This is a genomic window from Vibrio rotiferianus CAIM 577 = LMG 21460, assembly GCF_002741985.1.
In the GTDB taxonomy this organism is placed as follows: domain Bacteria; phylum Pseudomonadota; class Gammaproteobacteria; order Enterobacterales; family Vibrionaceae; genus Vibrio; species Vibrio rotiferianus.
Window position 1 is genome coordinate 256,117 of the sequence record NZ_APHW01000022.1, and the last position, 16,551, is coordinate 272,667.

A 16,551-nucleotide genomic window follows, 5' to 3' on the forward strand; every position below is an offset into this window, starting at 1 on the left:
GCAGCTAGGCGGCAAGCTTTCCAATATCCATGAGCATAGGTTTTCTATGTGATTGGAATTGGAAAGTGCAGGCAACAACGCTGCAGCTTCAATTACGTAGGGGAATAGCCTTGTGGGTTATTTGACTGCCAGTTCCACGTATCTGCCGTCATTTCCGCAACACTGCGGGTCGCTTTCCAGCCAAGGTCTCGCTCCGCTTTATCTGTACTTGCCCAGCATTCTGCAATGTCACCAGCGCGACGAGGACAAAGCTCATAAGGCACTGGATTACCGCAAGCCGCTGCGAACGCTTCTACCATCTCAAGCACGCTAGAGCCTTTGCCCGTACCTAAGTTGTAAATGTGCAAACCGGCTTTTTCACCCACCGATTTCAGCGCTGCGATATGGCCATCAGCTAAGTCCATCACGTGAATGTAATCACGCACGCCTGTGCCATCCGGTGTTGGGTAGTCATTGCCAAATACCGATAGTTTTTCGCGACGGCCTACTGCCACTTGCGCGATAAACGGCATCAGGTTGTTTGGGATGCCCTGAGGGTCTTCACCCATGGTGCCCGATGGATGCGCACCGACTGGGTTGAAGTAGCGCAGCAAAGTCACGCTCCAGTCGTTTTCTGCGTTGAACAAATCGCTCAAGCACTCTTCCACCATGTACTTGCTGCGACCGTATGGGTTAGTGGTCGCCCCCGTTGGAGAGTCTTCCGTAATCGGCACAATGTCAGGATCGCCGTAAACCGTTGCCGATGAGCTAAATACAATGCTTTTCACGCCCGCTTTACGCATGCTGCGCGCCAACACCAATGAACCATTCACATTGTTGTCGTAGTATTCCAATGGTTTCGCGACAGATTCGCCCACCGCTTTCAGGCCAGCAAAGTGAATCACTGCTTGAATGTCATGCTTGGCAAATACTGAGTCCAAAAAGGCTTCATCACGAATGTCGCCTTGGTAGAAAGCCGGTTGCTTACCGGTTAGCGCTTCAATGCGGCTTAACACTTCCACTTTGGCATTACACAAATTGTCAACAATGATTGGCTCCATACCTGCTTCAATCATCTGGACACATGTGTGACTGCCGATGTACCCCATACCGCCTGTGACAAGAACTTTCACTTTTGCTTCTCCACTTTTGCTGCTCGATGCTTGGGAATTGGTTGAGCCTGATCACCAAGCAAATTCGCTCATCTCTTAACTGGCTAAAAGTCTACCAATCAAAACCGATCCAGATCCGTGATCAAACTCAAATTAGTGTAAACGTTTCCACAAAAATAAAATCACAGCTTGAAACAAATATAATTGGCACAATTGGAGTTAATTAGAAAGAAAAATACGACTTATGACACTTATATGTATCAACGTTTACACTCTTAAGAAAAGGCGCGGTGATTCACGCATACAAGAAAGCTGGTTTGCCACAATCGATCCCTGACATTGCTCTTACAAAACGAGAGATAAAGCCCGCTACAGTAGCCCCGCCTCAAATGTAACCATTTGTAACAGGGCTTATTCCACAGTCTTTTCCCTCTCTTTGGGCAAACAGAAAACTGAAACCGCATCAAAAGAGCTATTCATGTTACGTAAGCGAAACGAATTTCGAGATCATACCCAGGAAGTGAGGTTGTTTAAGAACCGTGCCATCGTCGCCTTTATTGGCATGGTCATTTTATTAGGAGGCTGGTCGCCAACCTATACAACTTGCAGGTTAATCACTTTAAAGACTACCAAACCCGCTCTAACGATAACCGAATCAAGATACTGCCTATTGCGCCTACTCGCGGCCTCATCTACGACCGAAATGGCGTATTGCTTGCGGAAAACCGCCCCATTTACAATCTTGATATGGTTCCCGAACAAGCAGGCGATCCGGATGCACTGATTGAAAATTTGCGTCATTACATCGATATCACACCGGAACAAGTCAAATCTTTTAAAAAGCGCTATAAACATACTCGCCGTTTTCGCTCTGTTACGATCATGAATGAGCTTAATGAAAAACAAGTAGCGCGCTTTTCAGTCCACCAATTTGAGTTTGATGGCGTCTTTGTCTCCGCCGATCTCAAGCGCTTCTACCCTTATGGTGCAGAGTTAACGCATGTATTGGGCTACGTTTCTCATATCAATGATCGAGACTTACGCCGCCTTGATGAAGAAGGCAAATTACAGAACTACCAAGCAACACAAAACATCGGAAAGCTAGGCGTAGAACGTTACTACGAAGACACTCTACACGGCACCAAAGGCTACGAAGAAGTCGAAGTAAATAGCCGAGGCCGAGTGATCCGTACCATCCAATATGTGCCGCCTATTCCAGGCAAAGACATAGTGTTGAACCTAGATATTGAGTTGCAAGAGTATGTCTATAAAGAGCTAGACCATCGTCAAGGCAGCGCAGTCGTACTCGACCCAAGTGACAACAGCGTACTCGCTATGGCATCTAGCCCAAGCTACGATCCGAATCCATTTGTGAACGGTATTTCCAGCAAAGCCTACAGCGCTCTGTTGAACGATCCAGCTCACCCTTTGGTTAACCGCACTACATTGGGCGTTTACCCACCCGCTTCAACCGTAAAACCTTTTATGGCAGTGGCTGGGCTCGAAGAGCACGTAATCACACCAAATACCGTACGTAACGATCATGGCACTTGGCGCATTCCTGGCTCGAAACCTAACTCAAAAGCATGGCGAGATTGGAAGCGCTGGGGCCACGGGGATGTTGACGTCACCAAAGCCATTGAGGAATCGGTTGATTCGTTCTTCTATCAAACCGCTTTTGACCTTGGTATTGACCGAATTTCTGCATGGATGAACCAATTTGGTTTTGGTTTGCCTACGGGTATCGATATTTACGAAGAAAGTAGCGCCAACATGCCAACTCGAGAGTGGAAAATAGCACGCCACCGCACACCTTGGTATCAAGGTGATACAGTGCCTATCGGCATTGGACAAGGTTATTGGACAGCAACACCAATGCAAATTGCAAAAGCGACTTCCTTCCTCATTAACCATGGAGAAATGAAAGCCCCGCATTTACTCAAAGCCGTGATTGAGCACGGTGAAAGCTTTGAAAACCAAGTCAAGGTCACGCCAAAAGACTTACCTCCTATCGAAGGTGTCCCCGATGAGTATTGGGATATTCCAATTAACGCGATGCGCTTAGTAAACAATGGGGCTCATGGCTCAGGTCGCCGCGCATTCAAAGGAGCGGAATACAGCAGTGGTGGTAAATCGGGTACCGCACAGGTGTTTGGCCTGCGCAAAGACGAAGTCTACAACTCGAAAAAGCTCGCGAACCACCTGCTTGACCATGCGTTGTTCACTGCGTTTGCACCGTACGACCATCCGAAATACGTGGCGACTGTCGTCATTGAGCACGGTAACGGTGGTTCAAAAGTAGGTGCTCCGTTCATTCGTCATGTATTTGATCACCTACTGGTCGAGCCAGATAAAACCAAAGGTAAAAAGTCTTAGGTTTAACCTTATCGCCTTGCCGCTTATGTTAAGTGGCAATAATAAACAATAAAGTCCGACCGGAGTGTCCTAGCCGCTCGGGCTTTTGTTTGCTTAAAACTCATCTTCTCGCAGTAATATCTTCATCTCACTCCTCGCACAGTTTTACTAAAAATTTGTGCATCTATAAGTAGCTGTTTACAATGGGGGGGGATTATTGCTTTTTCTCACTGGGACAGTGAGCTTTGCCTACGGGAAGTATACATGGCAACATTAAAAGATATCGCTACCGAAGCTGGCGTCTCACTCGCGACCGTATCGCGGGTGTTAAATGACGACCCAACCTTGAGCGTAAAAGAAGAAACCAAACACCGCATCTTAGAAATCGCAGAAAAGCTGGAATACCGCACCAGCAGTTCCAAAAAAGCCACCAAAGAAGCGAGACAAAAACACCACTTTTTAGCATTGTATAACTACAAGCAAGAAGCCGAGGTGAATGACCCTTATTATTTGTCGATTCGTCACGGGATAGAAACCCAGTGTGACAAATTGGGCATTACGCTAACCAATTGCTACGACAGCATCATCGATGTAGAAACGCAAAAGATCACCGGTATCCTTCTAGTCGGTAAAACTGACAGCGCTGTGATTCGTAAATTGCCTAAACGTCTTGCTGACAGCATTTGCTACATCGACTTCTCTGACAGCGATAGCACATATGACTGTGTAGATATCGATCTTGCGCGAATCAGTAAACAAGTGGTCGACTTCTTTGTCGAACAAGGCTACGAACGGATTGGTTTTATTGGTGGTCAAGATGAACCAAACACTGCAGACATTCGTGAAAATGCATTTGTAGAATACGGCAGCTTGAAAGGCGTGGTGTCTGAAGACGACATTTATCGCGGCGACTTCTCTAGCTTATCTGGTTACGATTTAGCAAAAGCCATGTTAGCAAAAGGCGATTTTCCTAAAGCGCTCTTTATCGCTTCAGACTCGATTGCAATTGGTGTTTTACGAGCGATTCATGAATTCGGTTTGAACATTCCACAAGACATCGCCCTAATCAGCGTCAATGACATCCCAACCGCCCGATTTACCTTCCCTCCACTCTCAACTGTGCGCATTCATTCTGAGATGATGGGTATTCAAGGGGTAAATTTATTGGTAGAAAAATACCGCGACGGTCGCGCACTGCCTCTACAGGTGCATGTACCGAGCAAATTAAAACTCCGCGGCACCACTCAGTAATTCCCTTCACATTATTAAATTTATAAAGCACTGAATATTCAGTGCTTTTTTGTTATCCCCTCTTTAAATCTAGCTATTTTTTATCCACTTTACCTAAGAAATCGACTTGGGATGCCATTCCTTTATCCTGATCACATCTTGTTCAATGATCGCTCGATAAAACGTGACCAAGTTAAAGTTAAACGTTTTCACTAATTTATTTTAGTAAAACTTTTACTAATATCTTTTCCCAGATAATTCATCACTCTTTTTCAAATGACATCGGCTGCATTTCTTTTGGATAGCTTCAAGCATTGGACTCCTCCTTTGCCTGCTACCAAACTAAGCCGAGGGGAGAACAAACGTGAACAATTGGGAAAACTTCCTTCACTTGCATGAGAATCGTATGGCACCACGTGCTTACTTCTTCTCTTACGATTCAATTAAAAACGCACAAACATTCCAACGAGAACTGAGCAGCCGTTTCAAACTGCTAAGTGGTCAATGGACATTCAACTACTTCACCAATCCTCTCTTGGTGCCAGAAGAGTTTTACTCACAAGAAATGGAAGAATGGGGACAAATTACCGTTCCAAACATGTGGCAAATGGAAGGTCATGGCGACCTTCAATACACAGATGAAGGCTTCCCATTCCCTATCGATGTGCCTTTTGTTCCGACAGATAACCCGACAGGCGCTTACCAACGCACGTTCACTCTGGGTCAGCAATGGGACAACAAACAAACCGTCATCAAATTTGATGGTGTTGAAACCTACTTCGAAGTTTACATAAACGGTCATTACGTTGGCTTTAGCAAAGGCAGTCGCTTAACCGCAGAGTTCGACATTTCTTCTTACGTACAACAAGGTGAAAACTTGCTGTCTGTGCGTGTGATGCAATGGGCAGATTCGACTTACATTGAAGACCAAGACATGTGGTGGACGGCGGGTATCTTCCGTGATGTTTACCTTGTCGGAAAAGAGCACGTTCACGTCCAAGATCTAACTGTTCGTACTGATTTCGCCGACGATTACCAAAGTGCAACCCTAAGCTGTCAAGTTGAGCTAGAAAACCTGTCGACTACGGTTGCGTCTGGTTACACGCTGGAATACACGCTACAAGACAAAGGCACTGTGGTTGCAAGAGGCCAATGTGATTCACTGACAATCCAAGACAACAGCCAAGCAAGCTTTGCCATTGATATGGTCAATCCTGTCCATTGGACAGCAGAAAATCCATACCTTTACCAACTGTTCATTACGCTAAAAGACGCACAAGGCAATATTGTCGAAGTGATTCCGCAGCGTGTTGGCTTCCGCGACATTAAAGTGCGTGACGGTCTGTTCTATATCAACAACCAATACGTAATGCTGCACGGTGTAAACCGTCATGATAACGACCACCTAAAAGGTCGTGCTGTTGGCATGGATCGCATCGAGAAAGACCTGATCTTGATGAAGCAACACAACATCAACTCAGTTCGCACCGCGCACTATCCTAACGACCCACGCTTCTACGAACTGTGTGACATTTACGGTTTGTTCGTAATGGCAGAAACCGACATAGAAACCCACGGCTTCGCGAACGTTGGCGATCTAAGCCGCATCACCAACGACGCTGCATGGGAAAGTGTGTTTGTAGACCGCGCAGAACGCCACGTTCACGCCCAAAAGAACCACCCTTCCATCATCATGTGGTCACTAGGTAACGAGTCCGGTTACGGCTGCAACATCCGCGCAATGTACGACGCAACCAAAGCGATTGATGACACCCGCTTAGTGCATTACGAAGAAGACCGCGATGCAGAAGTGGTCGACGTAATTTCTACCATGTACTCACGTGCGCAGCTCATGAATCACTTTGGGGAGCACCCACACGAGAAACCACGCATCATTTGTGAATACGCACACGCAATGGGTAATGGCCCTGGCGGTCTGACGGAATACCAAAACGTGTTCTACAAGCATGACCACATTCAAGGTCACTACGTTTGGGAATGGTGTGACCATGGCGTATTAGCGCGCGATGAAAATGGTCAAGAGTTCTACAAGTACGGCGGCGACTACGGCGATTATCCAAACAACTACAACTTCTGTATGGATGGTTTGATTTACCCAGATCAAACGCCGGGACCAGGCTTAAAAGAGTACAAACAAGTTATCGCACCAGTGAAAATTCACGCGGTGGAAGGCACAAAAGACCGCTTTACCATAGAGAACAAATTGTGGTTCACCAACCTGAATGATTACACCATCACTGCAGATATCCGAGCGGAAGGTGAAACGCTGCGCTGCGTGCAGTTTAAGGTCGAAGAGCTTGCAGCGAACAGCGCACGTGAAATCACGATTAATTTGCCTGAACTGGACGAGCGTGAAGCCTTTATTAACTTCACCGTGCGTAAAGACAGTCGAACTCTGTACAGCGAAGCAAACCACGACATCGCGACCTACCAGTTCCAGCTAAAAGAAAACACAGCAAGTGAAGCCGAGTTTGTTAACCACAATGCGCAAGCGTTAGTAACAACAGAAAGCCGCTTGGAACACGTGATTGAAGGCCACAACTTCACGCTGATTTTCTCTAAAGTCAACGGCAAGCTGACCTCTTGGCTCGTCAATGGTGAAGAGCTGATTCAATCTGAGCCTAGACTGAACTTCTTCAAGCCAATGATTGATAACCACAAACAAGAGTACGAAGGTTTGTGGCACCCAGCACACTTGCAAATCATGCAAGAGCACTTCCGCACGCTGCAAGTCGAAGCAACCGATGATTCGGTTTCGATCACGACCACCAGCATCATTGCACCGCCGGTGTTCGATTTTGGCATGCGCTGTACCTACCGCTACCAAATCAACGCACAAGGGCATTTGAATGTGGAACTGAGTGGCGAGCGCTACGGCGATTACTCGCATGTTATCCCTGTGATTGGTTTGGATTTGGGCATCAACGGCAGCTTTGACCAAGTCAGTTACTACGGTCGCGGTCCTGAAGAAAACTACCAAGACAGCCGCCAAGCCAACTTGATTGATGTTTACCACAGCACGGTAGCCGACATGTTTGAGAACTACCCGTTCCCACAAAACAACGGCAACCGCCAACACGTTCGTTGGGCATCACTAACGAATCGCCACGGCACGGGGTTATTGGTGAAACCACAGCAAGAAATTAACTTCAGCGCGTGGTTCTACACCAACCAAAACCTGCACGAAGCTCAACACACCATTGAGCTAGAAAAGAGCGGCTACATCACGCTCAACCTTGACCATCAAGTGATGGGACTGGGCTCAAACTCATGGGGCAGCGAAGTGCTCGATTCATACCGCGTGTACATGGATGAATTCCGTTATGGCCTAACACTGATGCCACTTCAAGCAGGCGATTGCAGTGCACAAGCCATGGCAAACCATGATTTCGACAATGCGTTCTTCACTCAACCTAATACTCAAACAGCAAACGAGGCGTAATCCATGATCGTGTTAGACAACTTAGACCAATTCAAAGTCGTGTACCGCAATGGGCGTAAATGGCAGCGCTGTGTCGAGGCAATTGAGAACACCGTAAACCTTAAAGATGGCGTGATGTATTCCATCGGAGACTCCTTGGTTTACATGATTCAAGACGGCACAAAACAAACTGAAATGTTCGAAGGCAACCGCCGCTACTTCGACGTGCATTACTACCTTGAAGGTCGCGAAACGGTGGAGTTCGCTGACAAGAAAAACCTACAACCTGAGCAAGCTTACCAAGATGAAACTGACCGCGAGTTCCTTTCCGGCCAAGGGGATACTCGTGAGCTTTGTGAGGGTCAGGTAGCGATTTTCGATAACACCAAAGCCTACCGCTTCCACGGTGATAACCGCGTTAGAAAGTTCGTGCTGAAAGTCACTATCGAAGATGGCTACTTCTTAAATAAATAACAAAAGCAAAGAACAAGAGAAGGGCTGCGCTCACAGCAATGCAAGCCCTTCCTCCCTACAATTCCAACGTGATTCATCGGAGATAGAAAATGTCTGAATCCAAACGTAATACGATAGGCAAATTCGGGTTGTTGTCCCTTACCTTTGCCGCGGTCTTTAGCTTCAACAACGTAATTAATAACAACATTGAGATCGGTCTTGCTTCAGCGCCAATGTTCTTCTTGGCAACCATTTTTTACTTTATTCCTTTCTGTTTGATCATCGCAGAGTTTGTATCGTTAAACAAAGACTCGGAAGCCGGTGTGTATGCATGGGTAAAAAGCTCACTTGGCGGACGTTGGGCGTTTATCTCTGCCTACACCTACTGGTTTGTTAACCTATTTTTCTTCACGTCATTGCTGCCACGCGTTATTGCTTATGCGTCATACGCGTTCCTTGGCTATGAATACATTCTGACCCCACTCACCACAACAGCACTGAGTATGATTCTGTTTGCGTTCGCAACTTACGTATCAACCAACGGCGCGAAGATGTTGGGTCCAATTACCTCAGTCACTTCTTCTTTGATGCTGCTACTGACTATGTCGTACATCCTGCTTGCTGGCGCTGCATTAGTCGGTGGCGTTCAACCTGCTGACCCAATCACAGTAGAAGCCATGGTGCCAGACTTTAGCTGGGCATTCCTCGGCATTACCACTTGGATCTTTATGGCAGCAGGCGGTGCTGAATCGGTGGCGGTTTACGTAAACGACGTGAAAGGCGGCTCAAAGTCTTTTGTTAAAGTGATCATCGTTGCAGGTATCTTCATCGGCGTACTTTACTGTGTCGCTTCAGTGCTGATTAACGTGTTCGTACCTAGCGAAACACTTAAATACACGGGTGGTTCTGTACAAGTGTTTGAAGGCTTAGCAGCGCACTTCGGCTTGCCTGAAATATTGATGAACCGATTTGTCGGCTTAGTGTCGTTTACCGCAATGTTCGGCTCTCTGCTAATGTGGACAGCGACACCAGTGAAAATCTTCTTCTCTGAAATTCCAGAAGGTATCTTTGGTAAGAAAACCGTAGAGCTAAATGAAAACGGCGTACCTGCTCGTGCAGCTTGGTACCAATTCCTTATCGTTATTCCACTGATGATCATCCCGACTTTGGGCTCGAACACAGCGCAAGATCTGATGAACACGGTCATCAATATGACGGCTGCGGCTTCAATGTTGCCACCACTGTTTATCATGTTGGCTTACCTAAACCTACGCCTAAAACTGGACCATCTAGAACGTGATTTCAAAATGGGCTCTCGTATGACAGGTATCGCTGCGGTTTCTGTGCTTATCGTTATCTTTACTGTGGGCTTCCTAGCGTCAACCTTCCCAACTGGCGCAGACATCATGACGATTATTTTCTACAACGTTGGTGGCATTGTGATTTTCCTTGGCTTTGCTTGGTGGAAGTACAGCCAATACGAAAAATCACTCGACCAAGAAGAGCGCGCCAAAGAAGCAGCGCCAGCAACTCAAGCAATGTAAGCCTTACACATAACGCTTGATAGCACCTGACCACATTCGTCAGACCAAGGGCACCCATCGGTGCCCTTTTTTATACCCAAGTAACCTCGAAATGCTAGGTTCAGCGAGAGTGCGTTGAAGTAACGATATCTGCCACCAGCTGACGTAGCCACATCCCTTTGTCTTCATTGTTACGACTGGTGTGCCACAGCATAGCAATATCAAAATCGGCAACCGCAATCGGCGGCTGCACAGACACTAAACCATCTGAAAACCCTTCTGCTGATGCCATTTTTTCCGGCACAATGGCAATCAAATTACGTTGTTTAAGCAGATTGCGGATCGTCAAGAAGTTACGAGAAGCCACTGTTACCTTGCGGCTTAAACCATGTTCCGCGAGTTTTTTGTCTACCTGGGTACTTAAACTGCCATCCGGGCTCACCAAGGCTTGTTCAATATTGGCAAATGCTTCAATCGATAATTCAGTCTCACCGTTTAAAACCTGCTTATCGCATAGGCACACATGCTTTTCAGTGTAGAGATATTGGCTATCAAAGTTGTCATCGAGTACGGGCATGCTACCAAGAATGACATCGAGCTTGTCGTGTTCAGTAATGGCGACATAGTTGCTACGGTTAACATTGATAAAGCTGATTTGCGCTTCTGGCGCGCGCTTGCGGATGTCATCATAAAGCAGAGGTGCGAAGATGAACTCAGCGTAATCAGTAAGACCAATGCGACACACGCCAGTGTAGTTTTCTGGCTGAAACTCGGACTTAGTCAGCAAGTCTTTGGCAATGGAATCCAATAAATGATGCACTGTTGGCGCGATATGATGCGCGTGCTCAGTCGGATCCATTTTATGTCCTTTACGCTCAAACAGAGGGTCATCAAACAGCACACGTAAACGCGACAAGCTATGGCTCATGGCGGACTGGCTGACAAAACTCTTCTCGGCAGCCAAACTCACACTGCGATAGCGATACAGATAAGAGAAGGTCACCAACAGATTCAAATCGATGTTACGCCACTGAATATCATCTTTCACAAATCACCCAATCCCATTTCATTCATAGATGAAATTAAAACTATTAATTTGAGTCATCTTAGTACATTTCATACAGTAACTGGAGTGTTATTGGAGATTTGACAGGCTCAATATGTTTACCATTTTTAAAACCTTTTTTTGGCTTGGTTGGATCAGTTTCGGTGGTCCTGCTGCACACATCGGTTACTTCCGCCAAACTTTCGTAGAAAAACTCAAGTGGATTGATGATAGCGAATACGCACAAATCGTAGCATTGAGCCAATTTTTACCTGGACCGGGGTCAAGCCAAGTTGGCTTTGCCTTGGGTTACAAACGCGGAGGTCTGGGCGGCGCTTGTATGGCGTTTCTTGGATTCACACTGCCTTCGGTGATCATCATGTTGGCACTTGCGATGGTGAGCAGCCAAATCACGGATACTGCACTGTTCCAAAACATCGTACACGGCTTGAAGTTACTGGCTGTTGTGGTGGTCGCTGATGCGACATGGGGAATGTACAAAAACTTCTGCCAAAGCAAACTAACAGCAGGATTGTGTGTAGCAACCGCAATAGCGCTATTGGTTGCACCTAGCATCATGACACAAATGTTGGTCTTAATCGTGGCAGGTTTGATTGGTACTCAATATCTAAAGAAAAAATCGACCACACCAGCAGAGCCGTTTAAACCGACTGTCGCTCCACTCGCCCTGTTTGCCGTACTTATCGTTGGCTTACCATTGGTGGCTCATACGCTACCGATGCTAGGGTTATTTAGCGACTTCTTTCAAGCAGGCAGTTTAGTGTTTGGTGGTGGTCACGTGGTTCTTCCGTTGCTGCAAAACATCGTTGGCGATCAGCTCAGCCAAGATGCTTTCCTAACGGGCTACGCAGCAGCGCAAGCTGTACCTGGACCGATGTTTACTTTCGCAACTTACATTGGCTATGAGCTATCGGATACTCCAATTTTAGGGGCACTAGTTGCAACACTGGGTGTCTTCCTTCCGGGCTTTTTGCTGTTACTCGGCGTGCTGAAAAACTGGCAAGCTCTAGCTGGCAAACCTACGGTATCTGGCGCAATTAATGGCGTGAATGCCTCAGTAGTTGGTTTACTCTTGGCGGCACTCTACCAACCAGTATTCACTAGTGCTGTGATTGCTCCGATTGATATCGCATTAGTCATTGCCGGTTTCTACCTACATAAAAAGCTCAATCTATCTGTACTTTGGATGATCGTATTCTTTGTCGCAGCAGGCTGCGTGACTGGTATGATTTAAAATTCAAACTAAAAAGCGCACCATCCGAATAGCTTGGTGCGCTGCTTGAGGGGCAAAAAACAGTCCTCCCTACACCGTATCCATTGCCACTTCTTGGGTTTTACTTTTTACACCGACTTTCCCAACCACAAATTGCGCCACTTTCCAAATCACCACAGTAACAACTAAAGCGACATAACCGTCTACCGCGTAATGCCAAGCAAGGTGTACGGAAGCAATCATAATGATGATCGCAAAACACCAAAGTAAGATTCCCACCTTTTTGTTGATTTGATACCCCCCCCAGCGCCAGCAAAACGGAAGAAGCGACATGCATACTAGGCATAGCCGATATTCCCGCACCTATGTCAGTGCTCCGAGAGGAGTATGACTGCCATAAATACTCTTGAAGCTGTGACGTTTCACCGCCGTATATTTGCAATAACCAGAAAGAATCAACTTGATTAGACAGTCGCTCCATTAAAGGTAAGTACATGGTCTTATCCGGATACAGTAAGTGCATAAAGCATGGTCCGGCTGAACTCATTGCTACTGCTAAAATGCCCCCAACAAAAAACCAAGTCATAAAAAATGAAAGCAGGTAGGATTGTCGATTGTACTCATTCTTGCAATACCACATGAAGTACAAGAAGCTACCCCAAATCAGCAAAAACCAAAGGTTGTAAGCGAAGTTAAAAAACATCGTCCAGTATGGACTAGCAAACAGCTCATGGGTTAATACCCAAGGCGATATGCCTCCGTGAAGAAAAAGATCCCATTGATAGAACAGTTCATCAAATCTAAAAGCATGAATATCAGGGATGATCTGCTTAAGATAGGTATAGTTTGCTAAACAGATATTGAGCAACATCACCCTTGATATAAAGACAACAACTTTACTCGCCGGAGATAACATCCCTTTCAAGGTAATATAATAAGAATAGAATAATCGCTCTTCTTTCTTTATCAGCATTTTGAAGTAGAAAAAGAAACTCCAAGAAAAGAATAAAGCTTTCAAGCAGATAGACAGTCGACCCAAGTAATCACTGAACTGATATTGATAAACGACTTGGTCTTGATAGATGCTATAAACCACATAAGTCACTAAGCAAGTCAGCAAAACAAAATAATAAAGGAGCTTATCTTTAATAAGCTCTTCAGCAACTTCATTCAAAGAACTTACTAAGATCCGCATAGCGACGCCCCTTTGGTTATCTCATTCGCAAACATCAGAAAACAACCATTGATGTATCCGTTCCTTCACGAACCATAGCTAAAGCACGTTCTAAGTTTTTATTGGCCATTTCATAGTAAGAAGGGTTCTTATTGATCGCTTGTTGAAGGTAAGGAATAGCTTCATCTGGCTTGCCTTGTAGAATCAAGAAATAGCCCACATTATTGAGTGCTTCAGGCTCACTCATGTGTTTATTAAATATGCTTAACGCTTGACGTGGCTGGCCTTTTGCAAGTGATATTAGACCTAAATTATTGATTGCGCGCTCATTTGACGGACTAACACTCAATGCAGCACTAGTGAAATGTGTTGCTCTGAAATAATCTTCAATCATGTAGTACGAGTAACCAAGACTAACCAGCGCGTTAACGTTTCGGTTATCTATTTCGACCGCTTTTCGAAGCAGTGCTTGGGCTGTTTCGTGATTTCCTTTGACATCAGCTAACACGCCAAGCCCTACGTATGAATCACTTGGCGAAGATTCATCAAAACGCAAGCCTGCAACGGACTCTTTAGAAATCGTATCTTTGGTCAAATTAGGCTCTCCACCTAAGCGGATTTGGTCGGCATTAATGGCTCGCAAGTAATAGCTTTGTCCGACCTCCTTCTTTCCTTGCTTGGTATTTAGTTTTCCTAATTCGGCCAGAGAGCCAATATGATCAGGGTTTTCAGCCAGTGATGCTCTAAATGATCTATCGGCCAACTCATAGTTCTCTCTGACTAGATGGATTTTACCTACGGTATAAAGCGTCTTGTCTTTATGTTGAGCATTGGGGAAGGCAAGCGAACGTATGTACTCATAGAGTGCAAGGTCAATATTGTTATTGTTCAGGGCGGCATCACCTCGTTGAATAGCTTCCTCCTCTGTTGCCGGAGGTGCATCACTTGTTAAAGACTCTACGGGTTTTCCTGAATATAGGCTCTCATCAAAGTCCGAGCCATTTTGTTGAGAGGAGCATGCTGCAAGAAGTGTTACAGCCCCAATTAAAATTATTTTTCGAATATCCATATCCCCTATCCCTCTTTATAAAAAGGCTTCGGCAAGAATAATTAATGCCGGTCCGACTGCGACAATAAAGAAACAAGGCCAAATACACAGCACCATTGGAAACATCATTTTTACTGGTATCTTTGCGGCCATCTCTTCTAATGCTTGCTGACGCTTATCCCGATAATCTTCTGTATACTCGCGTAAAGAGTCGACTAAGCTACCACCAATTCGGGATGCATGGCTGAGCATGCTTACAAGCCCCATGATTTCCTCAACACCCGTTCTTACCACGAGTTCTCGTAGAGCTTCTGGCATCGGTTTACCTGCTTGGATCTTCACACAAACAGTATCAAGCTCATCGGCCAATTCTGGGTGAGAGATGGCTAGCTCGTTGGCTACTCGCCTTAATGCAGCATTAAAGCCCAATCCGGATTCGGTACACACCACCAACAAATCCAACATATCAGCAATACCAGCGCGGATATTTTCTTGGCGTTTCTTCACCATCTGTCTTAATGCAATATCTGGAGCAAAAAGCCCTATCGCGACGGCCAAAATCATGTAGGTATAGAGACGCCCTGTATTAGGGAAAACAATGTAAATAAACATGGCGACCAAAAGGCCGATAATAGTGGTAACGGATTTAATAGCGTAAAACAGTGATAGCGCGTTACGTTGATGAAACCCTGCATGCATCAGTTTATCTTTGGTCGTTTCTCGTTCCTTTTCACTACTCGGTGAAGTAAGAGGCGCTAAAGATTCCAATGTATCCATCATTCTTGCATTTGCTTGTGAGCGTCCTTGAGGCTCTCCAGATAGCTCCGCTAATTTTCTTTTAATTGGAGAGTTCACTCCCATAAGCAAAGAGCCAATCGTCAGAACAACCAAAATCGTTGCAATCATGATGAATGCCATGATGAGGATCTCTTGATCGATATTGATTTGAGCCAGCCAATCTCTTAATTGTTGTTCATTCATAGCTACACCCTCATACTGACTATTTTTCGAATCCAAAGGGTGCCAATAAATAGCGCGACCATCCCCATTCCAATCAGTTTCACGCCTGTCGGTGTGTTGTGGAGAGGAGCGATATAGTCAGGTTTTGAAATGGCAATAATGATGTACATTGCAAACGGAGCCAAAACTAGAATCCACGCAGACATCCTTGATTCTGCTGAAATAGTTTTGATCTTTCTGGTTAGCTTAAAGCGAGCTCGCAGAATACGAGAGAGCTTTTCAATGTTCTCAATTAAGTTACCGCCCGTCTCTTTCTGCATCATCACCGCGCTGGCAAAAGCCAACATAGAAATCGTAGGTGTTCTTTCAGTCAATTGCATAATGGCTAAACGCAAGTCGTAACCATAATTGAGTAGATTGAAGGTTTTAAGAAACTCAGGTCCGAGAGGTGCCGGCATTTCACGACCAACTTCCCCAAAAGCTTGGTTGATCGGTTGTCCCGCTTGCAATACGCGCTTAATAATATCTAGAGCTTCTGGTAGCTGCTCTTCAAACTTCATCAAGCGTTGATCGATTCGCTTTTGAACATATAAGTATTCACAAACCCAAATCAGAAACATAACAGCAATGCAAAGGTACCAAGCCTGACCAAAAAACAGGAACAACAGCGCAACTGCCACTCCCCCAAGCAATGACGCTAATAGAAACTTACTGAATCCAACATTAATGCCCGCTAGCTCGAGTTTTCTTTTAAGGTTGTCAAAGATACCGATTTGAACCAATTGCTGTTCTAACGGGCTTAAGTCTTTGAGCGCATTTGCCCTCAACAAGTTGATGCTCTCTGCATCAACATTTTTCCGACTTTCTTTTATTCTTTTGAGCAGTTGCTTCTGCTTTACTTTTTTACCAGCCGAAGGAAGAATCAATGCCTGACTGATAAATACAACCGACAAAAACAGTAAGAAGAGAAAAATAGGACCTTGGTTTTCCATACTC

The 16,551-nt window shown here is 45.5% G+C and carries 11 protein-coding genes and 1 pseudogene; 6 read left to right on the forward strand and 6 right to left on the reverse strand.

The window, feature by feature from the left end:
* Positions 1-92: 92 nt before the first annotated feature.
* The gene (gene galE / locus B853_RS11675; protein WP_038885168.1) at positions 93-1,112 is read right to left on the reverse strand and encodes a UDP-glucose 4-epimerase GalE; all 1,020 of its coding nucleotides are present in this window, start codon (positions 1,110-1,112) and stop codon (positions 93-95) included.
* Between the two features lie 457 nt (positions 1,113-1,569).
* Here galE and mrdA point away from each other — a divergent pair.
* The 5 genes and pseudogenes from mrdA to B853_RS11700 all read left to right on the forward strand — a co-directional run bounded on the left by mrdA (position 1,570) and on the right by B853_RS11700 (position 10,115).
* Positions 1,570-3,467: pseudogene (gene mrdA, locus B853_RS11680) on the forward strand (penicillin-binding protein 2).
* 243 nt (positions 3,468-3,710) lie between these two features.
* Positions 3,711-4,697, forward strand: a complete 987-nt coding sequence (gene ebgR / locus B853_RS11685; RefSeq protein WP_038885165.1) for a transcriptional regulator EbgR — start codon at positions 3,711-3,713, stop codon at positions 4,695-4,697.
* 343 nt (positions 4,698-5,040) lie between these two features.
* Positions 5,041-8,139, forward strand: a complete 3,099-nt coding sequence (ebgA, locus tag B853_RS11690) for a beta-galactosidase subunit alpha (RefSeq protein ID WP_038885164.1) — start codon at positions 5,041-5,043, stop codon at positions 8,137-8,139.
* Positions 8,140-8,142: 3 nt separating this feature from the next.
* Positions 8,143-8,592, forward strand: a complete 450-nt coding sequence (locus tag B853_RS11695) for a beta-galactosidase subunit beta (protein ID WP_038885163.1) — start codon at positions 8,143-8,145, stop codon at positions 8,590-8,592.
* Between the two features lie 89 nt (positions 8,593-8,681).
* Positions 8,682-10,115 carry an amino acid permease gene (locus B853_RS11700; protein WP_005449069.1) on the forward strand — a complete coding sequence of 478 codons (1,434 nt, stop codon included), beginning with the start codon at positions 8,682-8,684 and terminating at the stop codon, positions 10,113-10,115.
* A gap of 100 nt (positions 10,116-10,215) precedes the next feature.
* On the opposite strand, the gene B853_RS11705 is transcribed toward B853_RS11700, so the two are convergent.
* Positions 10,216-11,142: a LysR family transcriptional regulator gene (locus tag B853_RS11705; RefSeq protein WP_038885162.1), complete on the reverse strand. Its 927-nt coding sequence runs from the start codon at positions 11,140-11,142 to the stop codon at positions 10,216-10,218.
* A gap of 112 nt (positions 11,143-11,254) precedes the next feature.
* On the opposite strand from B853_RS11705, the gene chrA reads away from it, so the two are divergent.
* The gene (gene chrA, locus B853_RS11710; RefSeq protein ID WP_038885161.1) at positions 11,255-12,394 is read left to right on the forward strand and encodes a chromate efflux transporter; all 1,140 of its coding nucleotides are present in this window, start codon (positions 11,255-11,257) and stop codon (positions 12,392-12,394) included.
* A 100-nt stretch (positions 12,395-12,494) separates the two neighbouring features.
* On the opposite strand, the gene B853_RS11715 is transcribed toward chrA, so the two are convergent.
* From B853_RS11715 to B853_RS11730, 4 genes are read right to left on the reverse strand one after another with little or no spacing between them, the layout of a single operon-like run.
* Complete coding sequence (locus tag B853_RS11715) at positions 12,495-13,568, reverse strand: phosphatase PAP2 family protein (RefSeq protein WP_128826882.1); 1,074 nt, start codon at positions 13,566-13,568, stop codon at positions 12,495-12,497.
* Between the two features lie 34 nt (positions 13,569-13,602).
* Positions 13,603-14,616, reverse strand: coding sequence for a tetratricopeptide repeat protein (locus tag B853_RS11720; protein WP_038885159.1), 1,014 nt, complete (start codon positions 14,614-14,616; stop codon positions 13,603-13,605).
* A 15-nt stretch (positions 14,617-14,631) separates the two neighbouring features.
* The gene (locus B853_RS11725) at positions 14,632-15,576 is read right to left on the reverse strand and encodes a type II secretion system F family protein (protein ID WP_038885158.1); all 945 of its coding nucleotides are present in this window, start codon (positions 15,574-15,576) and stop codon (positions 14,632-14,634) included.
* Positions 15,577-15,578: 2 nt separating this feature from the next.
* Positions 15,579-16,547: a type II secretion system F family protein gene (locus tag B853_RS11730; protein WP_038885157.1), complete on the reverse strand. Its 969-nt coding sequence runs from the start codon at positions 16,545-16,547 to the stop codon at positions 15,579-15,581.
* Positions 16,548-16,551: the final 4 nt, after the last annotated feature.